General features: G+C 72.6%; 17 protein-coding genes and 1 other RNA gene. 6 read left to right on the forward strand and 12 right to left on the reverse strand.

Going from position 1 to position 23,674, the window contains the following annotated elements; genetic code table 11:
• Positions 1-188 precede the first annotated feature (188 nt).
• The 5 genes from ssrA to ftsE form a co-directional block, all read right to left on the reverse strand.
• Positions 189-575, reverse strand: a transfer-messenger RNA (tmRNA) gene (ssrA, locus tag ABZ564_RS27240).
• Between the two features lie 122 nt (positions 576-697).
• Positions 698-1,186, reverse strand: a complete 489-nt coding sequence (gene smpB, locus ABZ564_RS27245; protein ID WP_360861475.1) for an SsrA-binding protein SmpB — start codon at positions 1,184-1,186, stop codon at positions 698-700.
• 18 nt (positions 1,187-1,204) lie between these two features.
• Positions 1,205-2,389 (reverse strand): S41 family peptidase, encoded by a 1,185-nt coding sequence (locus ABZ564_RS27250; protein ID WP_360861477.1) that lies wholly within the window; start codon positions 2,387-2,389, stop codon positions 1,205-1,207.
• A 68-nt stretch (positions 2,390-2,457) separates the two neighbouring features.
• Positions 2,458-3,375, reverse strand: a complete 918-nt coding sequence (ftsX, locus tag ABZ564_RS27255) for a permease-like cell division protein FtsX (protein WP_360861479.1) — start codon at positions 3,373-3,375, stop codon at positions 2,458-2,460.
• A 23-nt stretch (positions 3,376-3,398) separates the two neighbouring features.
• Positions 3,399-4,088, reverse strand: a complete 690-nt coding sequence (ftsE, locus tag ABZ564_RS27260) for a cell division ATP-binding protein FtsE (RefSeq protein ID WP_161211420.1) — start codon at positions 4,086-4,088, stop codon at positions 3,399-3,401.
• Between the two features lie 269 nt (positions 4,089-4,357).
• Here ftsE and ABZ564_RS27265 point away from each other — a divergent pair, with 269 nt between their 5' ends.
• Complete coding sequence (locus ABZ564_RS27265; RefSeq protein ID WP_360861481.1) at positions 4,358-4,555, forward strand: hypothetical protein; 198 nt, start codon at positions 4,358-4,360, stop codon at positions 4,553-4,555.
• 81 nt (positions 4,556-4,636) lie between these two features.
• Here ABZ564_RS27265 and ABZ564_RS27270 read toward each other — a convergent pair whose 3' ends face one another.
• From ABZ564_RS27270 to ABZ564_RS27285, 4 genes are all read right to left on the reverse strand, one after another.
• The gene (locus ABZ564_RS27270; RefSeq protein WP_360861483.1) at positions 4,637-5,323 is read right to left on the reverse strand and encodes a hypothetical protein; all 687 of its coding nucleotides are present in this window, start codon (positions 5,321-5,323) and stop codon (positions 4,637-4,639) included.
• Positions 5,324-5,638: 315 nt separating this feature from the next.
• Entirely contained in the window at positions 5,639-6,745 is a 1,107-nt protein-coding gene (gene prfB, locus ABZ564_RS27275) for a peptide chain release factor 2 (protein WP_360861485.1), read from the reverse strand.
• Between the two features lie 69 nt (positions 6,746-6,814).
• Positions 6,815-8,056 carry a protein kinase gene (locus ABZ564_RS27280; RefSeq protein ID WP_360861487.1) on the reverse strand — a complete coding sequence of 414 codons (1,242 nt, stop codon included), beginning with the start codon at positions 8,054-8,056 and terminating at the stop codon, positions 6,815-6,817.
• 204 nt (positions 8,057-8,260) lie between these two features.
• Positions 8,261-9,925, reverse strand: a complete 1,665-nt coding sequence (locus tag ABZ564_RS27285) for a protein kinase (RefSeq protein ID WP_360861488.1) — start codon at positions 9,923-9,925, stop codon at positions 8,261-8,263.
• A 499-nt stretch (positions 9,926-10,424) separates the two neighbouring features.
• Between ABZ564_RS27285 and ABZ564_RS27290 the strand changes: the two genes are divergently transcribed.
• From ABZ564_RS27290 to ABZ564_RS27310, 5 genes are all read left to right on the forward strand, one after another.
• Positions 10,425-13,742 (forward strand): FtsK/SpoIIIE domain-containing protein, encoded by a 3,318-nt coding sequence (locus tag ABZ564_RS27290; protein ID WP_360861490.1) that lies wholly within the window; start codon positions 10,425-10,427, stop codon positions 13,740-13,742.
• A gap of 274 nt (positions 13,743-14,016) precedes the next feature.
• Entirely contained in the window at positions 14,017-15,387 is a 1,371-nt protein-coding gene (locus ABZ564_RS27295) for an ABC transporter substrate-binding protein (RefSeq protein WP_360861492.1), read from the forward strand.
• Positions 15,388-15,391: 4 nt separating this feature from the next.
• Positions 15,392-16,822, forward strand: coding sequence for a sugar ABC transporter permease (locus tag ABZ564_RS27300; protein ID WP_360861494.1), 1,431 nt, complete (start codon positions 15,392-15,394; stop codon positions 16,820-16,822).
• Positions 16,819-17,742, forward strand: coding sequence for a carbohydrate ABC transporter permease (locus ABZ564_RS27305; protein ID WP_360861496.1), 924 nt, complete (start codon positions 16,819-16,821; stop codon positions 17,740-17,742). Before ABZ564_RS27300 ends, ABZ564_RS27305 begins: the two co-directional genes overlap by 4 nt.
• A gap of 311 nt (positions 17,743-18,053) precedes the next feature.
• The gene (locus tag ABZ564_RS27310) at positions 18,054-20,210 is read left to right on the forward strand and encodes a bifunctional glycosyltransferase family 2 protein/CDP-glycerol:glycerophosphate glycerophosphotransferase (protein WP_360861498.1); all 2,157 of its coding nucleotides are present in this window, start codon (positions 18,054-18,056) and stop codon (positions 20,208-20,210) included.
• Positions 20,211-20,289: 79 nt separating this feature from the next.
• Here the strand turns inward: ABZ564_RS27310 and ABZ564_RS27315 are convergent, their stop codons facing one another.
• The 3 genes from ABZ564_RS27315 to ABZ564_RS27325 form a co-directional block, all read right to left on the reverse strand.
• Positions 20,290-20,664: a hypothetical protein gene (locus tag ABZ564_RS27315; RefSeq protein ID WP_360861500.1), complete on the reverse strand. Its 375-nt coding sequence runs from the start codon at positions 20,662-20,664 to the stop codon at positions 20,290-20,292.
• Between the two features lie 70 nt (positions 20,665-20,734).
• Positions 20,735-22,249, reverse strand: coding sequence for a bifunctional glycosyltransferase/class I SAM-dependent methyltransferase (locus tag ABZ564_RS27320; protein WP_360861501.1), 1,515 nt, complete (start codon positions 22,247-22,249; stop codon positions 20,735-20,737).
• 61 nt (positions 22,250-22,310) lie between these two features.
• Positions 22,311-23,552 (reverse strand): glycosyltransferase family 39 protein, encoded by a 1,242-nt coding sequence (locus ABZ564_RS27325; RefSeq protein ID WP_360861503.1) that lies wholly within the window; start codon positions 23,550-23,552, stop codon positions 22,311-22,313.
• Positions 23,553-23,674: the final 122 nt, after the last annotated feature.

The following is a 23,674-nucleotide window of genomic DNA, read 5'->3' on the forward strand; positions in this document are numbered from 1 at the left end:
GAAAGTTTTCACAATCGGCGGGACGGGGTACAGCCCTTGCGGGGCCCGGGAATTCAGCTCATCCGCAGGGCGAGGAAGAAATCGAGCGCCGGGCGTGCGCTCCCCCGCGCCGCCCGCGTCCGCCTCCGGACGCCACAAAAACGAGGACCCCGCTGCCGGTGGCAGCGGGGTCCTCGTTCACATGGGAATTGTGGAGATGGCGGGAATCGAACCCGCGTCCAACGGTGCGGAACCAGGGCTTCTCCGAGTGCAGTCCGCTACGCTTTTCTCGGCCCCGGAGGTCACGCGGACAAGCCTCCGACAGGCCCAGTCACTGTTTGATTTCCTTCAGAGCCCCGTGACCGGACTCAGAAGTTTAGATCCCTTGATGATGCCAGGATCCGGGTCGGGATCACCCCCGGGCTGACACTCCGCAGAGTCTTCGCTAGCTGCTAATTAGGCAGCGAGGGCGAAGGCGGAGGAATCGCGCTTGGAATTGGCGATTATTGGTTGCGACATATGGTTTACGAGATCATTGCCGCTTCCTCGACTCGCTTCCCCTGCTTCGACATCCGCTGTCGAAACCGATCATCCCCATGTTGATTTTTCAAGGTGGTGCCACACCCTCCGTGGGGTGCGTTGCCATCGTACGTGACCAACGCACGACGATGCCAGCGTATTCCTGCCGGAGGGGCCGGCGGCGGGCAGCGGGTCCGGCTCAGGCGCTCCGCTGGCGGCGGCGGACCGCCGCGATGGCACGGTTCGTCTCCCTCGTGTCCTGCTTCTCGCGCAGCGTCTGCCGCTTGTCGTACTCCTTCTTGCCCTTCGCGAGCGCGATCTCGGCCTTGACCCGGCCGTTCAGGAAGTACAGCGAGAGCGGCACGATGGTGTGCCCGGTCTCCTGGGACTTCGACTCCAGCTTGTCGATCTCGGCCCGGTGCATCAGCAGCTTGCGCTTGCGCTTGGCGGAGTGGTTGGTCCAGGTGCCCTGGACGTACTCCGGGACGTGGATGTTGTGCAGCCACGCCTCGCCGCCGTCGATCTGGACGAAGCCGTCGACCAGGGACGCCCGGCCCATGCGCAGCGATTTGACCTCGGTCCCCATGAGCACGAGCCCGCACTCGTAGGTGTCGAGGATGGTGTAGTCGTGGCGCGCCTTCTTGTTCTGCGCGATGAGCTTGCGCCCGGTGTCCTTTTCCTTAGCCATAGTGCGGCCATTTTCGCACTACGACCCGCCCCCGAGGCCACCCAATACCGTCTCGGCCCGCTCCTGGGCGCGGGAGCTCACCGCGAGGTCCGGTGTGATGCCCCTGCCCTCGACCCCGTGACCCGCCGGGGTGCGGTAGTGGCCCACGGTGAGCTCGGCCACCGAACCGCCCGCGAGCCTGCTCGGCATCTGCACGGAACCCTTGCCGAAGGTCCGCGAGCCGACCGCGACCGCCCGGCCCCGGTCCTGCAGCGCCCCGGTCACCAGCTCGGCCGCGCTCATCGTGCCCCCGTCGACGAGCACGACGACGGGGCGCTCGGTGTCGCCGCCCGCCCGCGCGTACAGGGCGCGCTGCTCGCCGTGCACGTCGTACGTGGCGATCAGGCCGCCGTCCAGGAAGGCGGAGGCCGCGGCGACCGCCTCGTCGACCAGACCGCCCGGGTTGCCCCGCAGGTCCAGCAGGACCCCGGCACCCGCCGGCGCGTCCCGGACGGCGTCGCGCACGGCGGCCCCGGAGCCCTTGGTGAACGAGGCGACCTCGATCAGCACCGCCCCGGACGGGCCGGAGCGCTCCGCCCCGATCCGCCGCACGGTCACCGACTCGACGGCGAGCCGGGCCCGGCGCAGCGTCTCGGTCCGGGTCACGGCCCCCCGTCGTACACCGAGGCGGACCGTGCTGCCCGCCTTCGCGCCGGTGCGGTCGCCGCGGAGCAGGGCCACCACGTCGGAGACCGGCAGCCGGTCGACGCGGCGGCCGTCCACGGTGCGCAGCAGGTCGCCGGAGCGGATGCCCGCGCGGTCGGCCGGACTGCCGGGCTGGACGCGGGAGACGGCCACCCGGCCGTCGGCCGAGCGCCGGGCGGCGAGCCCGACGCCGGTGTACGTGCCGTCGAGGGCCTGCTCGAACTCCTGGTACTCGCGCTCGTCGTAGACCGCGCCCCAGCGGTCGCCGCTGCGGCTGACGACCTCCTCGGCCGCCTCCGTACCGGACTTGCCGTCGGCCACCGCGTCGGCGGCGGCCGCGGCCACCTCGTCGCCGTCGGCGGTGGCGGCGACGGACCGGGCGTGCACCGGTGGCCGCTTCTGCCCGTGGGGCAGCGCGCCCGTCGCGGCCCCGGTGGCGAGGACACCGGCGAAGACCAGCGTCAGGGCCGCCCCGCGACGCAGACCGCGGGGCCCGACGCGACATTGGGGGTCCGACATGGCGCCGATTCTAGGACAACGCGCCGAAGGCGCAGGGGACGTCGGGCATGCGCCTCACGGGGCGCACATCACACCTTCAGGTACTTGCGCAGCGCGAAGAGAGCGGCAACGGCGGGCATCAGCAGGCCGATTGCCAGCACCAGCGGCAGCTTGGTGAGGACCGCGTCCCAGCCGATGAAGTCGATCAGGTTCAGCTTGTCCTGGAGCGCGAGGCCGCCGTCGATCAGGAAGTAGCGCCCGGCCAGCAGCATGACGCAGGCGAGCACACCGCCGATCAGACCGGCGAAGGCCGCCTCCATGATGAACGGCGCCTGGATGTAGAAGCCGGAGGCGCCGACGAGCCGCATGATCCCGGTCTCCCGGCGCCGGCTGAACGCGGAGACGCGCACGGTGTTGACGATCAGCATCAGCGCGATGACGAGCATCAGCGCCATCACGAACAGCGCGGCGACGTTCATGCCGTTCATCAGGCCGAAGAGGTTGTCGAGGATGCTTCTCTGGTCCTGGACCGACTGGACCCCGTCCCGCCCGGCGAAGGCGGTGGCGACGACCTTGTACTTGGTGGGGTCGTGGAGCTTGACCCGGAAGGACTCGGGCATCTGGTCCGGCGTGATGTTGCCGGCCATCGGGGAGTCGCCGAACTCCTCCTGGTAGTGCTTGTACGCCTCGTCGGAGGACTCGTAGATCACCTTCTCCACGACGTCCATCTTGCCGAGATCGCTCTTGATCTCGTCCTTCTGCTGCTTGGTAACCGCACCCTTGGCGCACTGGACCACCGTCTCCGCGTCACCCTTGCCGCAGAGGTAGATGGAGACGTTGACCTTGTCGTACCAGTAGTCCTTCATCGTGCTGACCTGCTCGCGCATGAGCAGCGCGCCGCCGAACAGGGCGAGCGAGAGGGCGACGGAGACGACGACGGCGAAGGTCATCGTGAGGTTGCGACGGAGGCCGACGCCGATCTCCGACAGGACGAACTGGGCGCGCATGGCGTCCTTTCAGTGCTGGGTGCTCAGTGCTGGTAGCCGTAGACGCCGCGCGCCTGGTCGCGTACGAGACGGCCCTTGTCGAGCTCGATGACGCGCTTGCGCATCTGGTCGACGATGTTCTGGTCGTGGGTCGCCATGATCACGGTGGTGCCGGTCCGGTTGATCCGGTCCAGCAGCTTCATGATGCCTACGGAGGTCTGCGGGTCGAGGTTGCCGGTCGGCTCGTCCGCGATCAGCAGCATGGGCCGGTTGACGAAGGCCCGCGCGATCGCCACGCGCTGCTGCTCACCACCGGAGAGCTCGCCGGGCATCCGGTCCTCCTTGCCCCCGAGTCCGACGAGGTCGAGGACCTGCGGCACGGCCTTGCGGATCTCACCGCGCGGCTTGCCGATCACTTCCTGGGCGAACGCCACGTTCTGCGCGACGGTCTTGTTGGGCAGCAGCCGGAAGTCCTGGAAGACGGTGCCCAGCTGGCGGCGCATGTGCGGCACCTTCCAGTTGGACATGCGCGCCAGGTCCTTGCCCAGGACGTGGACGGCCCCGGTGCTGGCGCGTTCCTCGCGCAGGATGAGCCGCATGAAGGTGGACTTGCCGGAGCCGGAGGAGCCCACCAGGAAGACGAACTCGCCCTTCTCGATGTCGAGCGACACATCCCGGAGAGCGGGACGGCTCTGCTTCGGGTAGGTCTTGGAGACGTTGTCGAATCGAATCACGGATGCACCACGGTCGGCCGGGAGTAGGTGAGCGTGACCATACGCGAACCGGGCTGAGGCGCGCAGGCACCCGTACCGGGATGGGTGATTTACGGTGAAACGGCCCCGATTCAGGGGCGGTGCGGCGGGCAAGCGGCCCGGGTGCGGCCGGCGGGACGGGCCGAAAGGGCGGCGAGCTGGCACAGTGGTAGGGGGAACGGTCGCGTTTCCGTGAGCGTTGTGCGGAGAGACGGCTTGTGCGGCTCCGCCGCGCGGGAGGAGGAAAGCGCATGACCTACGACCGACTGGTGTGCGCGAACTGCGCGGCGCCCGTCACCGAGGGCCGCTGCCCCGTGTGCAGGGCGAGCCGCGAACGGATGCGGGAGCAGGAGCAGGGCCCCTTCGGCGGGCTGAGCCCGGCGATGCTGGCCGCCCTGCTGGTGGTGCTCCTGGGCGCCCTGGCCCTGCTGGCCCAGCAGACGGTGTAGCGCCCGCCGTCGGCCCACGCGCGTAAGGACCCGGACCGCCGGTCGCGGTCCGGGTCCTTCTCGTCACCGTGCGCAGCCGCCTCAGACGGCCGTGCGGTTGCTCACCAGGCGCGGCAGGACCCGGAAGGCGATGCCCCCGGCGATCATCGTCGCGGCGCCGACCAGCAGGAAGGTGGTCTCGGCCGCACCGGTCTCGGCCAGTTCGTCCTTGCCCTTGCCCTGCTCGACCGGCTGGTTGCCGACCGAGTCGGTGTCGGTGTTGCCGCCGCCGCCCGAGGCACCGATCTGGTCCGCGGGGGCGCTGTCGTCACCGCCGCCGCCCGCGGCCGGGCCCGCCGGCCCGGTCGGGTCCGTGGTGGGTTCCGACGGCTCGGCCGGCTTCGTGGGCGGGCCGGACGGCTTCGTCGGCTTCGTGGGCGGTTCCGACGGCTTCGTCGGCTTCGTCGGCGGGTCGGCCGGCTTGGTCGGCGGGTCGGCCGGGTCCGTGGGCGGGTCGGCCGGGTCCGTGGGCGGGTCGGCCGGGTCCGTGGGCGGGTCGGCCGGGTCCGTGGGCGGGTCCGACGGCTCGCAGCGCGGGTCCAGCGGGCTGCACGGGTCGCCGTCGTCGTCGCCCGGGTCGTCGGCGGTCTGCACGCCGATCTCCACGCCCGCGACCTCGACACCGATTCCGACCGCCTGTGCCGCACCGGCCGCGGTCAGCGAGGCGCCCGCGGCGATGACCGCGCCCGCCGCTATCCGCGCGACGCGTACGCGCGTCTTCTTCGTCATGTACTGCTACCCCCAGTAGCCGTTCTCGTCGATGGAGCAGCGGCATACGGGGTGGTCGTCCGGCAGGGTTCGCTCCGGGCTCCGGCCGCCTCGTACGGCGGCCGAGCAGCCCGCCCCCGCTCACCCCCACCCCGGAGAAACACACGCTGCCCCGGCACCCTCGCCGGGGTTGCCGAGAACGTCAAGGCCGCTATGGGGCGATACGCCCCGCTTCAGGGGGATTTGACGGCCGTTCAGGGCTGTGACTGTGACGCATCCAGCACACTCCGCGCGCAAGTCGTTCACTCAACTCACGCGCGGATGTGGCGCGTTGGACTACTTCTCGCTCTGCTTGCGCCAGCGGATGCCGGCCTCGATGAAGCCGTCGATCTCGCCGTTGAAGACGGCTTCCGGGTTGCCCATCTCGAACTCCGTACGCAGGTCCTTGACCATCTGGTACGGGTGCAGGACGTAGGAGCGCATCTGGTTGCCCCAGGAGTTGCCGCCGTCGCCCTTGAGGGCGTTCATCCTGGCCTGCTCCTCCTGGCGGCGGCGCTCGAGCAGCTTCGCCTGGAGGACGTTCATCGCGGACGCCTTGTTCTGGATCTGCGAGCGCTCGTTCTGGCAGGAGACGACGATGCCGGTCGGCAGGTGGGTCAGGCGCACCGCGGAGTCCGTGGTGTTGACGCCCTGGCCGCCGGGGCCCGAGGAGCGGTACACGTCGACGCGCAGGTCGGACTCGTCGATCTCGACGTGGTCGGTCTGCTCGACCACGGGCAGCACCTCGACACCCGCGAAGGAGGTCTGGCGGCGGCCCTGGTTGTCGAAGGGCGAGACGCGCACCAGGCGGTGGGTGCCCTGCTCGACGGAGAGCGTGCCGTAGGCGTACGGCACCTCGACGGCGAAGGTGGTCGACTTGATGCCGGCCTCTTCCGCGTACGCGGTCTCGTAGACCTCGGTCTTGTAGTTGTGCCGCTCGGCCCAGCGCAGGTACATCCGCTGGAGCCGCTCGGCGAAGTCCGCCGCGTCGACGCCGCCGGCCTCGGCGCGGATGGTGACCAGCGCCTCCCGGGCGTCGTACTCGCCGGAGAGGAGCGTACGGACCTCCATCTCGTCCAGCGCCTTGCGGACGGACTCCAGCTCGGCCTCGGCCTCGGCGAGCGCGTCGGCGTCGCCCTCGGCCTCGGCGAGCTCGAAGAGGATTTCGAGGTCGTCGATCCGGCCGCGCAGGGCCTCGGCCTTGCGGACCTCGGCCTGGAGGTGGGAAAGCTTGCTGGTGATCTTCTGCGCCGCCTCCGGGTCGTCCCACAGGGACGGGGCGGCCGCCTGCTCCTCGAGCACGGCGATGTCCCCCCTCAGCGCATCCAGGTCCAGGACGGCCTCGATCGACCCCATGGTCGAGGAGAGGGACTTCAGCTCTTCGGAAATATCGACGACTGCCACGGGTCCAGCGTAACGGCTGTCGGCGCATACGTTCCTCGGGCCGCCGGATCGGGGCCCCCGGCCCCCCGGCTACGGGGCGGCCGGGGCCGAGTTCCCGGTCTCCTCGGGGCCCGGGGCCGCGGCGTCGCCGCCGAGCGCGAACCAGCCGGCCGCGCCGATCCCGGCCACCAGCACGAGGGCCGCGGCCCCCAGCGTCAGCCGGCGCTTGCGGACGGCCGCCGCCCTGTTGCGGGCCGAGCCGGGGCGGGGCCGGCCGGGAGCGCGCGGGGCGCGGGCGGTGCCCCGGGGACCGCCGGACAGCTCGTCGGGGGCCGGGACGCGCATGCTCGTGTGGGTGTCGCGGTTGGAGTCCGGGGACGAGCCGGGCACCAGCGGGACCGCGCCGCGCCTGCGGGGCTCGTCGCCGGCCGGGGTGTACTGCTGCTCGTCGTAGCCCTGCGGGGTCTTTGGCTCCTCGTCCGGCTCGTCCACCTCCAGGGGCGGGATACCGGCCAGGTGCGGCAGCTGCTCGCGCAGCCGGGCGGCCAGCTCGGAGGCGCGCAGCCGGGAGGCCGGGGCCTTGGCCAGGCACTGGACGAGCAGCTGCCACAGCTCGTCGGGGATGCCGGGGAGCGGGACCACGGTCTCGGTGACATGGCGGCGCAGGACGGCGCCGGGGTGGCCGCCGCCGAAGGGCGTGAAGCCCGCGAGGAGCTCGTAGAGGACGGTGGCCAGGGCGTAGATGTCGACGGCGGCACGGGGCGGCAGGCCCTCGACGATCTCGGGGGCCAGGTAGTCCGGGGTTCCGATGATCTTGGTGGTCTTGGTGCGGCGCGGGGTGTCGATGAGCTTGGCGACGCCGAAGTCGGTGAGCAGCGCGGGGTGGGCGTTGCCGGGGCCGGGCGGCGCCTCCATGTCGAGCAGGATGTTCTCGGGCTTGACGTCGCGGTGGACGATCCCGGCGGCGTGCGCGGCGGCGAGGCCGTCGGCGACGTCCGCGACGACGGCGACGGCGGCCTCGGGGGCCAGCCGGCGTTCGCGGTCGAGCCGGGTGCGCAGGTCGGTGCCCCGGACCAGGTCCATGACGAGGGCGAGGTCGTTGCCGTCCACCACGAGGTCGCGGACGGCGACGACGTGCGGATGGGCGAGCCCGAGCAGCGCGGTGCGCTCCTGCACGAACCGGCCGACGAGCTCCTGGTCGGACGCCAGGTCCTCGCGGAGCAGCTTGATGGCCACGGGCCCCTCGGGGCCGTCCCCGAGCCACACCGTGCCGGCGCTGCCTCGCCCCAGTATCTGGTGGGCGGTGTACCGGCTGCCGATTTTCCGTGCCAAGACTGCTCCCTCAGCGGCTGGCGATGGACCCCAACAACCCCCGGTCGACAAAGTTACGCGTCGATCGGGGGGCCGCGTGCCGTGGTTGGCGCCAACCTTCGCTTCTGTGGGCGAATTGCCTCGGAATTGGTCCGCGGAAGTCGATATAGCTACAGAGTCGTACGGCCGGCCGGGGATTCCGGCCGGCCGGGGCGGACCGTTCGGTCAGGTGCCGCTGCCGCTGCTGCCGCCCAGTTCGGAGATCCAGTCCTTCACCGTGGAGACGGCGTCGGTGATCGCGTGCCAGTAGCTCTGGCCCTGGCCGATCCAGTCCTTCAGCGGGGTCAGTTCCCAGATCAGCCAGCTCGCCACGACGAGCAGGACCAGCGTGAACAGGCAGCCCTTGAGGCAGCCGAGCCCGGGGATCTTCATCGGGTTGGCGCTGCGCCGCCTCGGCTCGCGGGGCGCGCGCTGCGCCGGCTGCTGCGGCTGCTGGGGCGGCGCGTACGCCTGCTGCTGCGGCTGGGGCTGGTACTGCTGCCGCTGCGGCTGGTACTGCTGCTGCGGTTGCGGTTGCGGCTGGTACTGCCGCTGCGGGGGCTGCTGCGGTTGCCGCTGCGGGGGCTGCTGGTACGACTGCCGGTCGCGCGGCTGCTGCGGGGGCGGCTGCCGGCGCTGCGGGCGGCGGCGCAGCGGGTCCTGGCTCGGGTCGAGGTACTGCACCTGCGTCTGCTCGTTGCGGTCGCGGGCGGCGCGGAGCTGGGACTGCCAGGGGTGCGGGTCCTCGGGGCGCGGGTCGCCTTCGGGGCGCGGCGGCACGGGCGGCAGGACCGCGGTCGGGTCGGCCTGGGGGCCGGCGCCGGGACCGCCGCCGTGCGGCAGGACGCTGGTGGCCGCGTTCGGGTCGTACGCGCCCGCGTTGCTCGGCAGCACCTGGGTCGGGTCGGCCGCGCCGGGGGCCTCGGGGACGGCGGTGGGCGCCGGGTCGGGCGCGAGCAGGGCGGCGACCCCGTCGGCGGCGGCGATCTGCGCGGCGTTCGCGTGGACGCCGATGCCGGCGGCGACGGTACGCAGGGCGCGGGCCAGGCTCTCGGCGCTCGGCCTGCGGTCCGGGTCCTTGCTCAGGCAGCGCTCGACGACCGTCCACAGTGGCTCGGGGACGGTGCTGGGGCGGCGGGGCTCCTCGCTGAGGTGCCGGTGCAGGACTTCGAGCGCGGTGCCGCCGGCGAACGGCGGGCGGCCGGTGAGCAGCTCGTACAGCAGGATGCCGGCGCCGTAGATGTCGACGGCGGAGGTCTGCGGACGGCCCTCGGCGGACTCCGGCGCCACGTAGGCGGGGGTGCCGACGAACTCGTGGGTCCTGGTCAGGCCCGGCGAGTCGGCGAGGCGCGCGATGCCGAAGTCGGTGAGCATCGGGCGCATCTCGCCGTCGGGGTCGGCGAGCAGCACGTTGGCGGGCTTGAGGTCGCGGTGGACCACCCCGTCGGCGTGGCTGGCGGCGAGCGCGTCGGCGATCTGCGCGGTGAGCAGGGTGGCGGCGACCGGGGTGAGCGGGCCGTTGTCGCGCAGGTAGCGGTGCAGGTCGGGGCCGTCGACCAGGTCCATCACGAGGGCGAGGAGATCGCCCTCGACGACGAGGTCGCGGGTGCGCACGATGTTGGGGTGGGTGAGCCGCAACAGGACGGAGCGTTCCCGCAGGAACCGCATCACCACGTCCGCGTCGTTGGCCAGCTCCTCCTTGAGGACCTTGATCGCCACGGTCTCGCCCGGCCGGCCGGCCACGGCCGCCTCGGCGCCCGCCGCCTCGCGCTGGCTGGCGCGCCAGACGGTGCCCGTGGCGCCGCGTCCCAGCGGCTCCTCGAGCAGGTACTTGCTGCCTACCGGCCGCACGTCATGCGCTCCCTGCTGGTCGTGGTGCCGGGGGGTCTGGTAACTCCCCCACGGTCCCCGGATGCCCCCGGAGTTTCCGGCCCACTCTAGAGGGTGTACGGGAGAGGCCGGCCGTATCGGGAAGGTTGTCCGTTTGTCCGTAATCCACGGGTGCGCACCCTCTGTTCCCTGTTGACTCCCCGGCGTGCGCCCTCCGCTTCCCGCGCGCACCGGTCGCGTGGAAGGACGCCGGCGCCGGGCGGACGGTTGCCGGAGGCGGGGTCCGGGAACCGGTCATGCCGCACTTTTGGGGCCACAGCAGACCTTTCAAGATCACTTAGTGGTGACTGCCGGGCGTGTTGTCGGTGGCGGATGCGAGGATGCCTGGAGCACGACTGCGGGGTCGGGAGCCCCGCGGTGCGTGACGAACCTGTACCGGACGACGCGTCCGTGCCGGGTGGGGGGAATCACAGGGCGTCTCCCCGGCCGGCACCTCGCGCAGAAGGGACCGCTGACGGCGATGCAGATCCGGCTGACCGTCCTCGCGCCGCCCAGCGGCCAGACCCCGGCGCGCGCCTGCGATGTGCTGGTCACCGCCCCCGCGGGGACGGCGCTGGCCGGCGTCGCGTCCGGCCTGGCGATGGCCGTCGCGGGTCCCGACGGCTCCCTCGGCAGCGGTGCGGTGGTGTTCTTCGCGGGCCGGGAGCGGCTCGACGCGCAGCGCTGCGCGCTCGGTGAGCCGCCCCTCGTCGACGGCGCGGTCCTCTCGCTCCAGGCACCGGGCGAGGACGAGACGGCGGACGACGCGGTCCCCGCCCGGCTCCAGGTGGTCGCCGGGCCCGACGCGGGCGGGGTCCACCTGCTGCACGGCGGCACGATCCGGATCGGCCGCTCGGCCGAGGCCGACGTCCCGCTCGACGACCCGGATGTGTCCCGGCTGCACTGCGAGGTGACCGTCTCCGACGACGGCCGCGTCGCGGTGGCCGACCTGGGTTCCACCAACGGCACCTCGCTGGACGGGGCGGAGGTCCGCGACCGCCCGGTCCGGCTGGCCCCGGGTGCGCTGCTGCGGCTCGGCGAGTCGACGCTGCGGCTCGCCTCCGGCGCGCGTACGCCGGTGCTGCCGACCACCCCGGATGGCGAGGGCCATCTGCGGGTGGCGCGGATCCCGGCCGCGCCGGCCCCGGACCGCGGCGCCCCGGCGCCCGCGTACGACGGCCCGGCCGCCGCCGAGGGCGACCGGCAGGACCACGACCGCCCCGCCCCGGAGGAGGCCGGGGCCGGGTCCCGGCCGGGTTCCTCCGCCGGGCACCCCGGCCGCTTCCCGGAGCAGGAGGCGCCCCGGCGCGGCGGCATAGGGGCCTGGGCCCGCCGGTTCAAGGGCGCCAGGGCCGAGCCCGCGCCCCCGGCCGGCCCCGCGCAGCCGGCCCCGCCCGCCCCCGTCGCGTTCGCCGCGTCGCCCACCGCCCCGGAGGGCACCTGGCCCGATCCGGCGGCCGTCCTGCTGACCGCGCTCGGCCCCGGCCCCCGGCTGTGGGAGCGCGGCCCCGACCACCCGGAGGCGCTGGTGGTCCGGCTGGGCACGACCGACCGGGCCGACCTGCCGGCCGTGCCGGTGACCGTGAGCCTGCGGGAGGCCGGTTCGCTGGGGCTCGCCGGGCCCCGGGAACGGCTGGCCGGACTCGCCCGGTCCGCCGTGGCGCAGCTGGCCGCGCTGCACTCCCCCACCGACCTGGAGATCGTGCTGATCAGCACGGACCGGGCGCGCGGCGCCGAGGAGCGGCGGCGCGAGTGGGCCTGGCTGGGCTGGCTGCCCCATCTGCGGCCGATGCACGGCCAGGACTGCCGGCTGCTGCTGGCGTACGACCGCGACCAGGCCCTCGCCAGGACGGCCGAGCTGGTGCGCCGGCTGGACGACGGGCCGCTCGGCCCCGGGTGGGCGAGCCAGGACGCGGCCACGGTCACCGAGGCCGCCCGCCGCTACGAGGGCCCGTTCACCGTGGTGATCGTCGACGGCGATCCGGGTGCGGCGGTCCTCCGCGAGAGCACGGCCCGGCTGGCCGCGGCCGGCGCCGCGGCGGGCATCCATCTGATCTGTCTGGCCGAGACCCCGGCCGCGACGCCCACCTCGCCGGTGGCCGCCACGTACGAGGCGGCGTGCCACGCGTCGATCGCGTTCCGCGAGTGCGGGGCGGTGGGGATGCTGAGCGGCGACGTGGCGACGGCCCTGCGGCTGCTGCGCACGGCGGGCGGCCGCGCGGCGGGCCACGGCACGGTGGCCGCGGTGGACGCGGTGTCGGCGCACTGGGCGCAGCGGTTCGGCCGGGCGCTGGCCCCCCTGCGGGCGGAGGGCTCGGCCGCGCTGCCCGGCCGCCGGGCGCCGGTGGCACTGCCGCCGTCCGCCCGCCTCCTGGACGAGCTGGGCCTGGCCCGGGCCACGCCGGCGTCCCTGATGGCCCGCTGGGCATCGACGGCGGACGACCAGCCGTGCACGACGGGCCCGCGCGTGGGCGCACAGCGCACGGCGTCCGAAGCGCCGGACGCCCTGGGCTCGGGCCGGACGGCGTACCCGGGCGTGACGGCGGCGGGCTCGGGACGCACGGCGTATCCGCACGCCACGACGGGCGACTCCGGCCGCACCCCGTACCCCGGCGCCACCGGCGCCCCCGCCCCCGGGCGTTCCCGGGTCAGCGGTCCCCGGCAGGCCGACGCGCCCCAGGTCGTCGCGCGGGAGGCCGAGGCGGCCGCGGGTACGCAGACCGTGACGCGTACCGCTTCCCGGCCCGCCGTCCGCGCCGGGCGCCCCGTCGTCGTGCTCGGCGCCGGGCCCCGGGGGCCGGTGAGCGTGGATCTCGCGGAGGAGGGGCCGCACCTGCTCATCGAGGGGCCCGGCGGCAGCGGGCGCACCGAGCTGCTGCGGGCCGTCGCGGCGTCGCTGGCCGCCGCCGCCCGGCCGGACCGGCTGGGCATCGTGCTCGTCGACGGGGCGGGCGGCGAGCGCGGCGAGTCCCTGCGGCCCTGTACGGAGCTGCCGCACGCGTTCACGCACCTGGTGGCCTCGGACCCGGTCCGGATGCGGGAGTTCGCCCAGGCGCTGGGCGGCGAGGTGAAGCGGCGGGCCGAGCTGCTGGGCGATCTGGACTTCGCCGAGTGGCACAGCCGCCAGGAGGAAAAACCCGCGGCGCAGGCGGCACACCCGGCGGTGCCGATCCCGGCTCAGCAGGGACCCGAGCAGCGCGGCGACGTGGAGGCACCGCCGAGCGGCACCCTCCGCCTGCGTCCGGCTGCGGGCCGCCCCGTGGACCCCGGTCCCTCGCCGCTGCCCCGGCTGGTGGTGCTCGTGGACGACTTCGACGCGCTGATAGCCCCGGCGCTCGGGAGCCCGGGCCGGCCCGCCGCCGGTTCGGTGGTGCGGGCACTGGAGGCGGTGACCCGTGAGGGCGGCCGGCTGGGCATCCACCTGGTCGCGTCCTCGGCCCGCCCCGACCGCACGGAGGACACGGAGCTGGCCCGCGGCGCGCGGCTGCGCATCGTGCTCGATCCGCCCGCGGTCCCGCCCTCGCCGGACGAACCGGCCCCGGGCCGGGGCCGGCTGGGGCATCCGGACGGGCGGGTGACGCCGTTCCAGGGGGGCAGGGTGACGGGCCGCATCCCGCGTACGGCGACGCTGCGGCCGACGGTCGTCCCGCTGGAGTGGGAGCGGATGGGCGACCCGCCCACCCGCCGCCCGGTCCGCGAGCTGGGCAACGGGCCGACGGACCTGGCGCTGCTCGCCAGCGCGCTGGAACGGGCGGCGCGCTCGGTGAACGCACAACCCCTCGCGCCTCTCTTCACCTGAGAGGCTCCTCTCCCCCCGCCCCGAGTCGCTCCGGAGCCGCCCCTGGGCGGCGCCGGAGCCGGGCGGCCCGATCGTCCCCCAATGGCCGGATACCTGCACCGACGGGACGTCACGAGGCCATCACGATCAAGGATTTGGGGTCGAGCGCGGTATTGCGACGCCCGGGCGCCGGGCATAGGACTGTCCGCACACGACGACGTGACGCATGACCGGCAGCCCTGGCTCTCAGGACCGGCGCCGGTCCGGCGCACGCGCACAGAGAGACGGGGCAGGGATGCGCACAACCCTTCGGATTCGCAGAGCGGCCGTGGTGTTCACCGCCATCGGCGCACTGGCCCTCACCGGTTGCGGCGACGACGGTGACGGCGGAGGCAGGAAGACGGACGAAGGCGGCTCCACGAGGGGCAAGGGCTCGACGCCGAGCGTCGCCTTACCGAAACTGGACGGTGAGAAGCTCTCTGTCGCCGCGGTCTGGACGGGTGCCGAACAGGCCAACTTCGTCAAGGTCCTCAAGGAGTTCGAGAAGCGGACCGGCGCGAAGGTGACGTTCGTCCCGGCACAGGACCCGATCGTGAACTTCCTCGGTACGAAGATCGCGGGTGGGCAGCCGCCGGACGTCGCGATGATCCCGCAGGTCGGGGCGGTCCAGCAGGCCGTGGCGAAGAAGTGGGCGAAGCCGGTCGGCGCCGAGGCGAAGGCCCAGCTGAGCAAGAACTACGCGCAGGTCTGGCAGGACCTAGGCGCGGTGGACGGCACCCAGTACGGGGTGTATTTCAAGGCCGCCAACAAGTCGCTGATCTGGTACAACGCCAAGGCGTTCGAGAACGCGGGCGCGAGTGAGCCGAAGACCTGGAAGGACTTCCTGGCGACCGCCGAGACGGTCTCCGCCTCGGGCGTCACCCCGGTCTCGGTCGGCGGCGCGGACGGCTGGACGCTCACCGACTGGTTCGAGAACATCTACCTCTCCCAGGCGGGCCCGGAGAAGTACGACCAGCTCGCCCAGCACAAGATCAAGTGGACGGACCCGTCCGTCAAGGACGCGCTGACCACGCTGGCCCAGCTGTTCGGCAAGCCGTCCCTGATCGCGGGCGGTGCCGACGGCGCGCTGCAGACGGAGTTCCCGACGTCCGTCACGCAGACCTTCACCGGCGGCGACCAGCCCAAGGCCGCCATGGTCTACGAGGGCGACTTCGTCGCCGTCAACATCGCGCAGACGAAGGCGAAGATCGGCACGGACGCGAAGGTCTTCCCGTTCCCCGCGGTCGGCGCCGAGTCGCCCGTGGTGACCGGTGGCGACGCGGCCGTGGCGCTGAAGGACGGCAAGGGCGCCCAGGCACTGCTGACCTGGCTGGCCTCCACGGACGCCGCGAAGATCGCCGCCGAGCAGGGCGGGTTCATCTCGCCGAACAAGGGCCTGGACCCGTCCGCGTACCCCAACGAGGTGCAGCGCACGATGGCGAAGGCGCTGATCGCGGCCGGTGACGCCGTCCGGTTCGACATGTCCGACCAGGCGCCGCAGTCGTTCGGCGGGACGCCCGGCAAGGGCGAGTGGAAGACCCTCCAGGACTTCCTGAAGAACCCGAAGGACATCGCGGGGACTCAAGCGCGGCTGGAGTCCGACGCGGCCAAGGCGTACAAGAGCTGACGGCATGACGACAGCGGCAGCGGGGGGCGCCGACGAGGCGCTCCCCGCCGACAGGCAACGGTCCGGCGGGACTTCGGTGCCCGCCCCCAGGAAGGCCGGTCCGGCCGGGAGCGGCCCCTCCGGCGCTCCCGGCCGGACGGGACGGAGCGTGACCGGCACCCGCGGGCTGCTCGCGGCGCTCTTCCTGCTGCCCGCGCTGGTACTGCTCGGGGCGCTGGTGGTGTACCCGATCGTGTACTCCGTCTACCGGTCGTTCTTCGACCAGGCGGGTACGGGCTTCGCCGGCATCGACAACTACAGGACGCTGTTCACGGACGACACCATCCGTACGGCGGTCAGGAACAACGCGATCTGGGTGGTCTTCGCGCCGACGGTCGCCACGGCGCTCGGGCTGATCTTCGCGGTGCTGACCGAGCGCATCCGCTGGGGCACGGCCTTCAAGCTGATCGTCTTCATGCCGATGGCGATCTCCATGCTCGCCGCGGGCATCATCTTCCGGCTGGTGTACGACCAGGCGCCGGAGCGCGGGGTGGCCAACGCGGTGTGGGTGGGCGTGCACGACACGTTCGCCGAGTCGTCGGGCTTCCCGAAGGCGCATCCGCTGCCCGTGCACCCGCTGAAGGCGGCGGGCGGCGGGGCCTTCGTGACGAAGACGGTGGTGCGCGCCGGGCAGCCGGTCCGGCTCCCCCTGGTCGGGGTGCTCCCGGCGAAGATGCCCGGTGACGCGAAGCCGGCGAAGGCCGCGGCGGCGGGCGAGGACGGCGCGGTCACCGGCACCGCGTGGCTGGACTTCACCAAGGGCGGCGGCGGTAAACCCAATGTCATCGACGCCAGGGAACTCGGGCTCAAGGGCCTGAAGGTGGAGGCCGTCAAGGGCGGCGAGGTGGTCGCGACCGCCAAGGCCGGGGCGGACGGCACGTTCACGCTGCCCGCCTCGGCGGACGGCGCCGAACTGCGCCTGCCCGCCGCCAACTTCAAGGAGCCGTACAACGGCGTGGACTGGCTCGGCCCGACGCTCGTGACGCCCGGCATCATCGGGAGCTACGTGTGGATGTGGGCGGGCTTCGCGATGGTGCTGATCGCGGCGGGCCTGGCCGGCCTGCCGCGTGAACTCCTCGAAGCGGCCCGGGTGGACGGGGCCAACGAGTGGCAGGTGTTCCGCCGGATCACGGTGCCGATGCTCGCCCCGGTCCTCGCGGTGGTGCTGGTCACTCTGATGATCAACGTGCTGAAGATCTTCGACCTGGTGTTCATCATCGCGCCGGGCTCCTCCCAGGACGACGCGAACGTGCTGGCGCTCCAGCTGTACCGGTCCTCCTTCGGTACGGACGCGGACCTGGGGGTCGGCAGCGCCATCGCCGTCCTCCTGCTGCTGCTGGTGATCCCGGTGATGCTCTTCAACATCAGGCGGATACGGAAGGAGGGGCGCCGATGACGACACCCTCGGCCACCACCGCCCCCGCCGGACCGGGCACCGCCCCGGACACCGGTGCGGTGAAGGCCCGGCGGTCGCTGGGCGCACGGATCGCGGCGCGGGCCGCCGGCGGTGCGATGCGGGTCTTCCTGATCCTGGTGGGCCTGTTCTGGCTGATGCCGGCCATCGGGCTGCTGCTGTCCTCGCTGCGCAGCCCGGACAGGATCGCGTCGACCGGCTGGTGGAAGGTCTTCACCGCGCCCTCCGAGCTGACCTTCGACAACTACTCCCGGCTGCTGGACAACCCGGCGATCACGGACTCGCTGTTCAGCACGGTGGCGATCACCGTGCCGTCGACGATCCTGGTCGTCGTAATCGGCTCGTTCGCGGGGTACGCGTTCGCCTGGCTGGACTTCCCGGGCCGTGACTGGTGGTTCCTGCTGGTCGTGGGGCTGCTGGTGGTCCCGGTGCAGGTCGCGCTGATCCCGGTGTCGAAGCTGTTCGGCGAGATCGGGATCTTCGAGACGACGCTCGGCGTGATCCTCTTCCACACGGCGTTCGGACTGCCCTTCGCGATCTTCCTGCTGCGCAACTTCTTCGCGGAGATCCCCCGGGAGCTCCTTGAGGCGGCGCGGCTGGACGGGGCGGGCGAGATCCGGCTCTTCACCCGGGTCGTGATGCCGCTGGGCGGTCCGGCGATCGCCTCGCTCGGGATCTTCCAGTTCCTCTGGGTCTGGAACGACATGCTGGTCGCGCTGATCTTCGCGGACTCCGGGTCACCGCCGATCACGGTGGCGCTCCAGCAGCAGGTGCGCCAGTTCGGCAACAACATCGACGTGCTGGCGCCCGGCGCCTTCGTCTCGATGGTGATTCCGCTCGCGGTGTTCTTCGCCTTCCAGCGCCAGTTCGTCTCCGGCGTGATGGCGGGGGCCGTCAAGTAGCAGCCGCGTAACAGTGCGGGGCGCTCCGGCCGGCCGGCGGGGGTGCCCCGCACCCGCGCGCCGCCCGGATTTCCAGGCCCCCCGGGGCGCTCGCCGTGGGCCCGCACGCCCCGAATTGCCCAAGGTTCACTTACTGTCCCAGGTAGTATGATAAGTGGGGCCTTCATCAGCCGCGCGGTCGACCACTCGCGGGCCCGACGCGCCCGCCTCTTCGACCCTCGTACGCCTGCCCGCCCCCTGACCCGTTCTGCGGAGCCTGCCCCAGTACGCTGGGTGCTCTCCCAGTACGCACAGTCCGAGAAAGAGTCCGTATGCCCCGGCTGAGTGTCATCATCCCCGTCCGTCGCGCCCGAGGCAGTCTGCGCGAGTGCCTGGAGTCGGTGCTCTCCCAGTCGTTCACGGACATCGAGGTCATCGGGGTCGACGACGGCGCACCGGACGGCTCGGGCCTGGTGCTGGACGAGTTCGCCGCCCGCGACAGCCGCGTCCGGGCCGTGCACCTGGAGCCGGGCGCCGGGGCACACGGCCGGCGCAACGCCGGGATCGAGGAGGCCGCCGGGGACTACGTCCTGTTCCTGGAGGGCTACTACATCCACCTGCCCGGCGCGCTGCAGGCCGTCGTGGACCGGCTGGAGTCCACCGGGGACCCGGACGTGCTGCTGTTCGGCCACCGCAAGCGCCCCTTCCGCGGCAAGACCCGCTCGACGCGGTCGCTGGAGAAGCTGAGCTCCATGCCCGCGGGCCCGCTCACCCTCGCGAAGCGCCACGACCTGCTGGACATCGCCCCGGTCTCCTGGAACCGCGCGGTCCGTCGCGCGGTCCTGGAGCGCGAGAGCGTGACCTTCGGCCCCGGCCCGCACGGCGAGCGGATGTACGCGCTGGCGACCGTCGCCGTCGCGGCCTCCGTGGCCACGCTGGACACGGCCTGCGTCGAACACCGCCAGCAGCGCTACCTGCCCGGCCTCGTCGACGACGTCGAGCCCTCGGCCGGCTCGACGCCGCTGGAGCTGGTCGAGGCGTACGACGCCCTGATGACCTTCGTCGAGGCGCGCCCGGCCCTGAAGGACGTGCGCGGCCTCCTCTTCGACCGGGCCGTCCAGGAGCTGCTGGCCGTGTACCCGACGGTGACCAAGCGCCGCCGGCAGTACGTCGGCGCGGTCGCCTCCTTCCACGGCGCCCACCGCCCGGAGGGCTTCAAGTTCCCCGGCGGCGCCAAGGGCCTGCGCCCGCAGCTGATGGGCGGCGGCAAGTACACCGCGCTCGGCGCGCTGGACACCGCCCTCGCCACCCGCCGCAGCCTGCGCTCCGCGCCCACCACGGCCCGGGCGAAGGCGAAGAAGCAGTTCACCAAGCGCTACTACAAGGCGCAGCGCAAGCTCCCGCTCGACCCCAAGCTGGCCGTGTACGCCGCCTACTGGAACCGCGGCGTGAGCTGCAACCCCGAGGCGATCTACCGCAAGGCGAAGGAGCTGGCGCCCGACATCCACGGCGTCTGGGTGGTGTCGAAGAGGAACGTGGACTCGGTGCCCAAGGGCATCGACTACGTGGTGCCCGGGACCCGCCGCTACTGGTCGGTGCTGGCCCGTGCCACGTACTTCTTCAACAACGTCAACTTCCCCGACCACCTGGTCAAGCGCCCCGGCCAGATCCACGTCATGACCCACCACGGCACCCCGCTGAAGATCATGGGCATGGACCAGCAGAACTACCCGGCGGCCGCCCAGGGGCTCAACTTCGACCGGCTGCTCAAGCGCGTGGACCGCTGGGACTGGAGCGTCTCCGCCAACCCGCACTCCACCGAGGTGTGGTCCCGCGCCTACCCGAGCGCGGCGCGCCCGCTGGAGACGGGCTACCCGCGCAACGACGTCTTCGCGACGGCGACCGAGGAGCAGATCGCCAGGATCCGCGAGGACCTGGGGATCCGCCCCGGCCAGCGCGCCCTGCTCTACGCGCCGACGCACCGCGACTACGAGTCCGGCTTCACCAGCCGCCTGGACGTGGACCGGTTCTGCGCGGCCGTCGGCCCGGACACCGTGCTCCTCATGCGCGCCCACTACTTCTACGGCGGGGCCGGGCTGCCGGAGAACGCCTCGGTCATCGACGTCTCCAAGTACCCGCGCGTCGAGGACCTGTGCCTGGCGGCGGACGCGCTGATCACCGACTACTCCTCGGTGATGTTCGACTACGCCCACCTGAACCGCCCGATCGTGATCCACGCCCCGGACTGGGAGACGTACCGCACGGTCCGCGGTGTCGTCTTCGACCTGCTGTCCGGGCAGCCGGGCGAGACGCCGGGCGCCGTGTCCAGGACCACGGACGAGCTGGCGGAGGTCTTCACCGACGGCAGCTGGAACAGCCCGGAGAACGAGGCGCTGCTGAAGGCGTTCAAGGAGCGGTTCTGCCCGTACGACGACGGCCGCGCCGCCGAGCGCGTGGTGCGCCGCGTGCTGCTGGGCGAGGAGTCCTAGCCGTACGCCCCCGAGGGGCCCGTCACCGGAACGTTCCGGCGGCGGGCCCCTCGGCGTGTCGCGTCCTAGCGCCGCGGCACTAGCGTTGCTGCCCGGCCATGACCGTGATCAGGCCGATCACCACGAGCAGCGAGCCGCCCCAGGTCCACATCGAGGTCCGCTCGTGCAGCACGGTCGCCCCGGCCAGCACGATCAGCAGGTAGCCGAGCGCGTTGAAGGGGTACGCGACGGAGAGCGGCACCTTGGCCAGGGTCGTCATCCAGGCGAGCGCGGAGACCGCGAAGACGAGGAGCCCGACCACGACCCACGGGCTGCCGGCGGCGCGCAGCGCGACGGACCCGCCGTCCCGCCCGGCGGCGGCCGCGGCGCCCTTCATCCCGTGCTTGAGCATGATCTGGCCGCCCGCCGAGGAGAACACGGCGAACAGGAGCAGCAGCACACTGGGGAGGGTCAAGGACTTGCTCCTGACTGCGGGGGCGGGGGGTTCGGGTGCCCGCGCGGGGGCGGGCAGGGGGCGGGGCGCCTCAGACACCGACCCGGTCGGCGGGGACGTACTGTCGGTTGAGGATGTCCTGTACATCGACGTGCTCTCCAGCGATGATCGTCTCGGCCGCGTGCGGGGTGAGCAGTGCGACGTGCTGATAGCCGAACAGCGTCGGCCGGACCCGGGTCAGCAGCCGCGACGCCCCGCCGAGCACCGTGGCGAGCGGCCCCCGTCCGAGCAGCGACCAGAACGGCGCACCGGTGGAGGAGAGTTCCAGGAGGTCGTAGCCGGCGGCGCGCACGGTGCGGCGCAGGCTGGCCCGGGTGAAGAAGCGCAGGTGCGTCTCGTCGAGGATGCCCCGGCGGTCGTAGTCGAAGGCGCCGACGGCGACCCGCAGCCGGGAGTACCAGTGGCTGAAGTTGGGAACGGACAGCAGCACCCGGCCGCCCGGGCGCAGCACACCGGCCGCCTCGGCGAGGACGCGTTCGGGGCGGGAGAGGTGCTCGATGACGTCACCGGCCACGACGTAGTCGAAGCCGGTACCGGCCTCGGCGGGCAGCCCCTCCTCCAGGTTGGCGAGGTGGAAGTGGCTGCACTTCTCGCGGACACCGGGCACCTCGACGTAGTCCACGCCGGTCACCTCGTGGCCCAGGGACTCCAGCCGTTCGGCGAACAGACCGCCGGAGCAGCCGAGGTCCAGGACGCGGCCGGGGGGCAGCGCGCGCATCTTCTCCAGGATGACCGCGTGCGAGGAGCCGTCGCCCTCCTTGAAGGCGTACTCGACGGGCTTGGGAATCCAGGCGCAGGTCCCGAACCCCTTGACGGCCAGCCGGTATTCGAGGACGTCCTTGACCACGTCCTTGGCGTACTTCATGCCGTTGACGTAGCAGATCTCGTCGCCGTAGTACGTGGGGACGGGGATCTCCTTGATCCGCATGCCCGCGTTCAGCAGCTGCACGATGATCTGGGTGTCGAAGTCGAAGGCGTCGGTGTTCCGGTCGACCGGCAGCTTCTTCAGGGCCTCGACGCTGTACGCGCGGTAGCCGGAGTGGAATTCGGTGAGGTCCGAGCCGAGCAGGCCGTTCTCCAGCCGGGTGAGGATGCGGTTGCCGAGCCACTTGTACATCGGCATGCCGCCCTTGAGCGCGCTGCCGGACGTCATCATCCGTGACCCGAACACCGCTTCGCACTCGCCGCGTTCGATGGGCGCGACCATCTCGGGGAGCAGTTCGGGGGCGTACTGCCCGTCGCCGTGCAGCAGCACGACGATGTCGAGTCCGTGCTCGGCGGCCAGCGCGTAACCGGCCTTCTGGTTGCCGCCGTAGCCGAGGTTCTTGGTGTGCCGCATCACCACCGTGCGCGGCATGCCCTCGGCCTGCGACCAGCGGCAGCCCGCCGTGAAGGTGGCGTCGTGACTCGCGTCGTCGAGGATCAGGATCTCGTCGATCCGCGACCGGAAGTCCTCCGGGATCCGGTCGAGGGTCTTCTCCAGCGTTGTCTCCGCGTTGTACGCGACCACCAGGATGCCGATCCTGGGGCTCGGGCTTTCCTTCACGGGGCGTTCTCCAGTTGCGCTCGGGGTGCGGTGCCGGGGTCGGGGACGGGGGCTTGCGGGATCAGTCGACGGATGAGCAGGAGCGGTGTTCCGTACGGGGTGCGGAGACGGGCGCCCGCTCGGCGGTAACGGCGCGCGGGGGCGCGTCCGGGGGCGTGGCGAGGACGCGGCGTACGCCGGTGGCGAGGCCGGCCGCCAGGACGAACCAGCCGGCGGCGCCCAGGTGCAGCAGGGGCTCGCTCCAGCGCACGGCGGAGCGGCCGCTGTAGCCGAGCACGGCGACCAGGCCGACGACCGCGCTGTACGCGAACCCCTCGACCGGGCCGAGTACGAACATGCCGGCGGCCGCCCAGGTCAGGTACTGGAGTCCGGACGCGGTGGACAGGAGCAGCAGCAGGCCCAGGGTGAGGGCGACGACGCCGGGGGCCTCGGCGGGCCGCAGCCACGCGAGCCGGGCCCCGGCGGCCACGCACACCAGGACGAAGAGGAAGTGGCCGCCACCCTGCATGAAGGCGATGGCCGGCTCGGGTACTCCGAGGGCGTCCGCGAACCGCACCAGCCCCCACAGCCGGTAGCTGCCGCCCGCGTACTCCAGGACGTTGTGCACCAGGTCCAGCGGCACGGTCAGCAGGGCCGGCCCCCACACGAGGGCGGTGACGCCCGCGAAGCCCGCGGCGAAGCGGACGAGGACCGGCCGCCCGCCGCGCAGCGCGGCCACGAACAGGGCGGGGATCACCACGACCGGGATGAACTTGACGCTGATCGACAGCGCCGCGGCCACGCCCGCCGCGAGCGGCGCCTTCCGGTCGGCCAGGAGGTGGGCGGCGGCCAGGGCGAAGGCGACGGCGACGGCGTCGGTGTTGCCGTGGTAGCCGGAGGTGGCGACGAGCACCGGGCTGACGGCGACGCCGATTCCGCACAGCATCGCCGTGCGCGGGGTGGCGCGGCGGCGGACGATCTCGAACACGAGGAGCGCGCAGGCGAAGTCGGCGGCCGAGGCGGGGACGCGGATCAGCGTGGCGAAGGAGAACCCGAGTTCGGTGAGGCGGTCGAGACCCAGCAGCATCCACCCGGCCAGCGGCGGGTGGTTGTAGACGGGCAGCCCGGGAAGCGGGTGCGCGTAGATGCGGACGGGGCCGTAGCCGGTGATGGCCTCGGCGAACCCCTCGAAGATGCGCACATCTGCCGGGCCCGGTGAGCCGGCCGCGATGATCATGCGGGTGAGGAGGCCCGCGGTCGCCGCGACGAGCACGACGGCCCTGGCCCGCCACACGTCGGTTTCGCCCCACATTCGGATACCCATGAAAGCAGAACGTAGCAAGGCGGCGACGCTATGCGACGCAGCGAATCGTCACCGTGGCGTAAACCCTGGCCCAGGAAACGCGGATGCCCGGCCGGTGACGGCACCGGCCGGGCACAGGGTGC

Source organism: Streptomyces sp. NPDC019224, assembly GCF_040632605.1.
Classification (GTDB): domain Bacteria; phylum Actinomycetota; class Actinomycetes; order Streptomycetales; family Streptomycetaceae; genus Streptomyces.

Excerpts from the sequence above, each read along its gene's own strand:
- smpB (WP_360861475.1), bottom strand. The coding sequence starts at position 1,186 with ATGGCTAAGGAAAAGGACACCGGGCGCAAGCTCATCGCGCAGAACAAG.
- ftsX (WP_360861479.1), bottom strand. The coding sequence starts at position 3,375 with ATGCGCGCCCAGTTCGTCCTGTCGGAGATCGGCGTCGGCCTCCGTCGC.
- ABZ564_RS27270 (WP_360861483.1), bottom strand. The coding sequence starts at position 5,323 with ATGACGAAGAAGACGCGCGTACGCGTCGCGCGGATAGCGGCGGGCGCG.
- ABZ564_RS27310 (WP_360861498.1), top strand. The coding sequence starts at position 18,054 with ATGCCCCGGCTGAGTGTCATCATCCCCGTCCGTCGCGCCCGAGGCAGT.
- ABZ564_RS27250 (WP_360861477.1), bottom strand. The coding sequence starts at position 2,389 with ATGTCGGACCCCCAATGTCGCGTCGGGCCCCGCGGTCTGCGTCGCGGG.
- ABZ564_RS27325 (WP_360861503.1), bottom strand. The coding sequence starts at position 23,552 with ATGGGTATCCGAATGTGGGGCGAAACCGACGTGTGGCGGGCCAGGGCC.
- ABZ564_RS27305 (WP_360861496.1), top strand. The coding sequence starts at position 16,819 with ATGACGACACCCTCGGCCACCACCGCCCCCGCCGGACCGGGCACCGCC.
- ABZ564_RS27290 (WP_360861490.1), top strand. The coding sequence starts at position 10,425 with ATGCAGATCCGGCTGACCGTCCTCGCGCCGCCCAGCGGCCAGACCCCG.
- ABZ564_RS27295 (WP_360861492.1), top strand. The coding sequence starts at position 14,017 with ATGCGCACAACCCTTCGGATTCGCAGAGCGGCCGTGGTGTTCACCGCC.
- ABZ564_RS27300 (WP_360861494.1), top strand. The coding sequence starts at position 15,392 with ATGACGACAGCGGCAGCGGGGGGCGCCGACGAGGCGCTCCCCGCCGAC.
- ABZ564_RS27265 (WP_360861481.1), top strand. The coding sequence starts at position 4,358 with ATGACCTACGACCGACTGGTGTGCGCGAACTGCGCGGCGCCCGTCACC.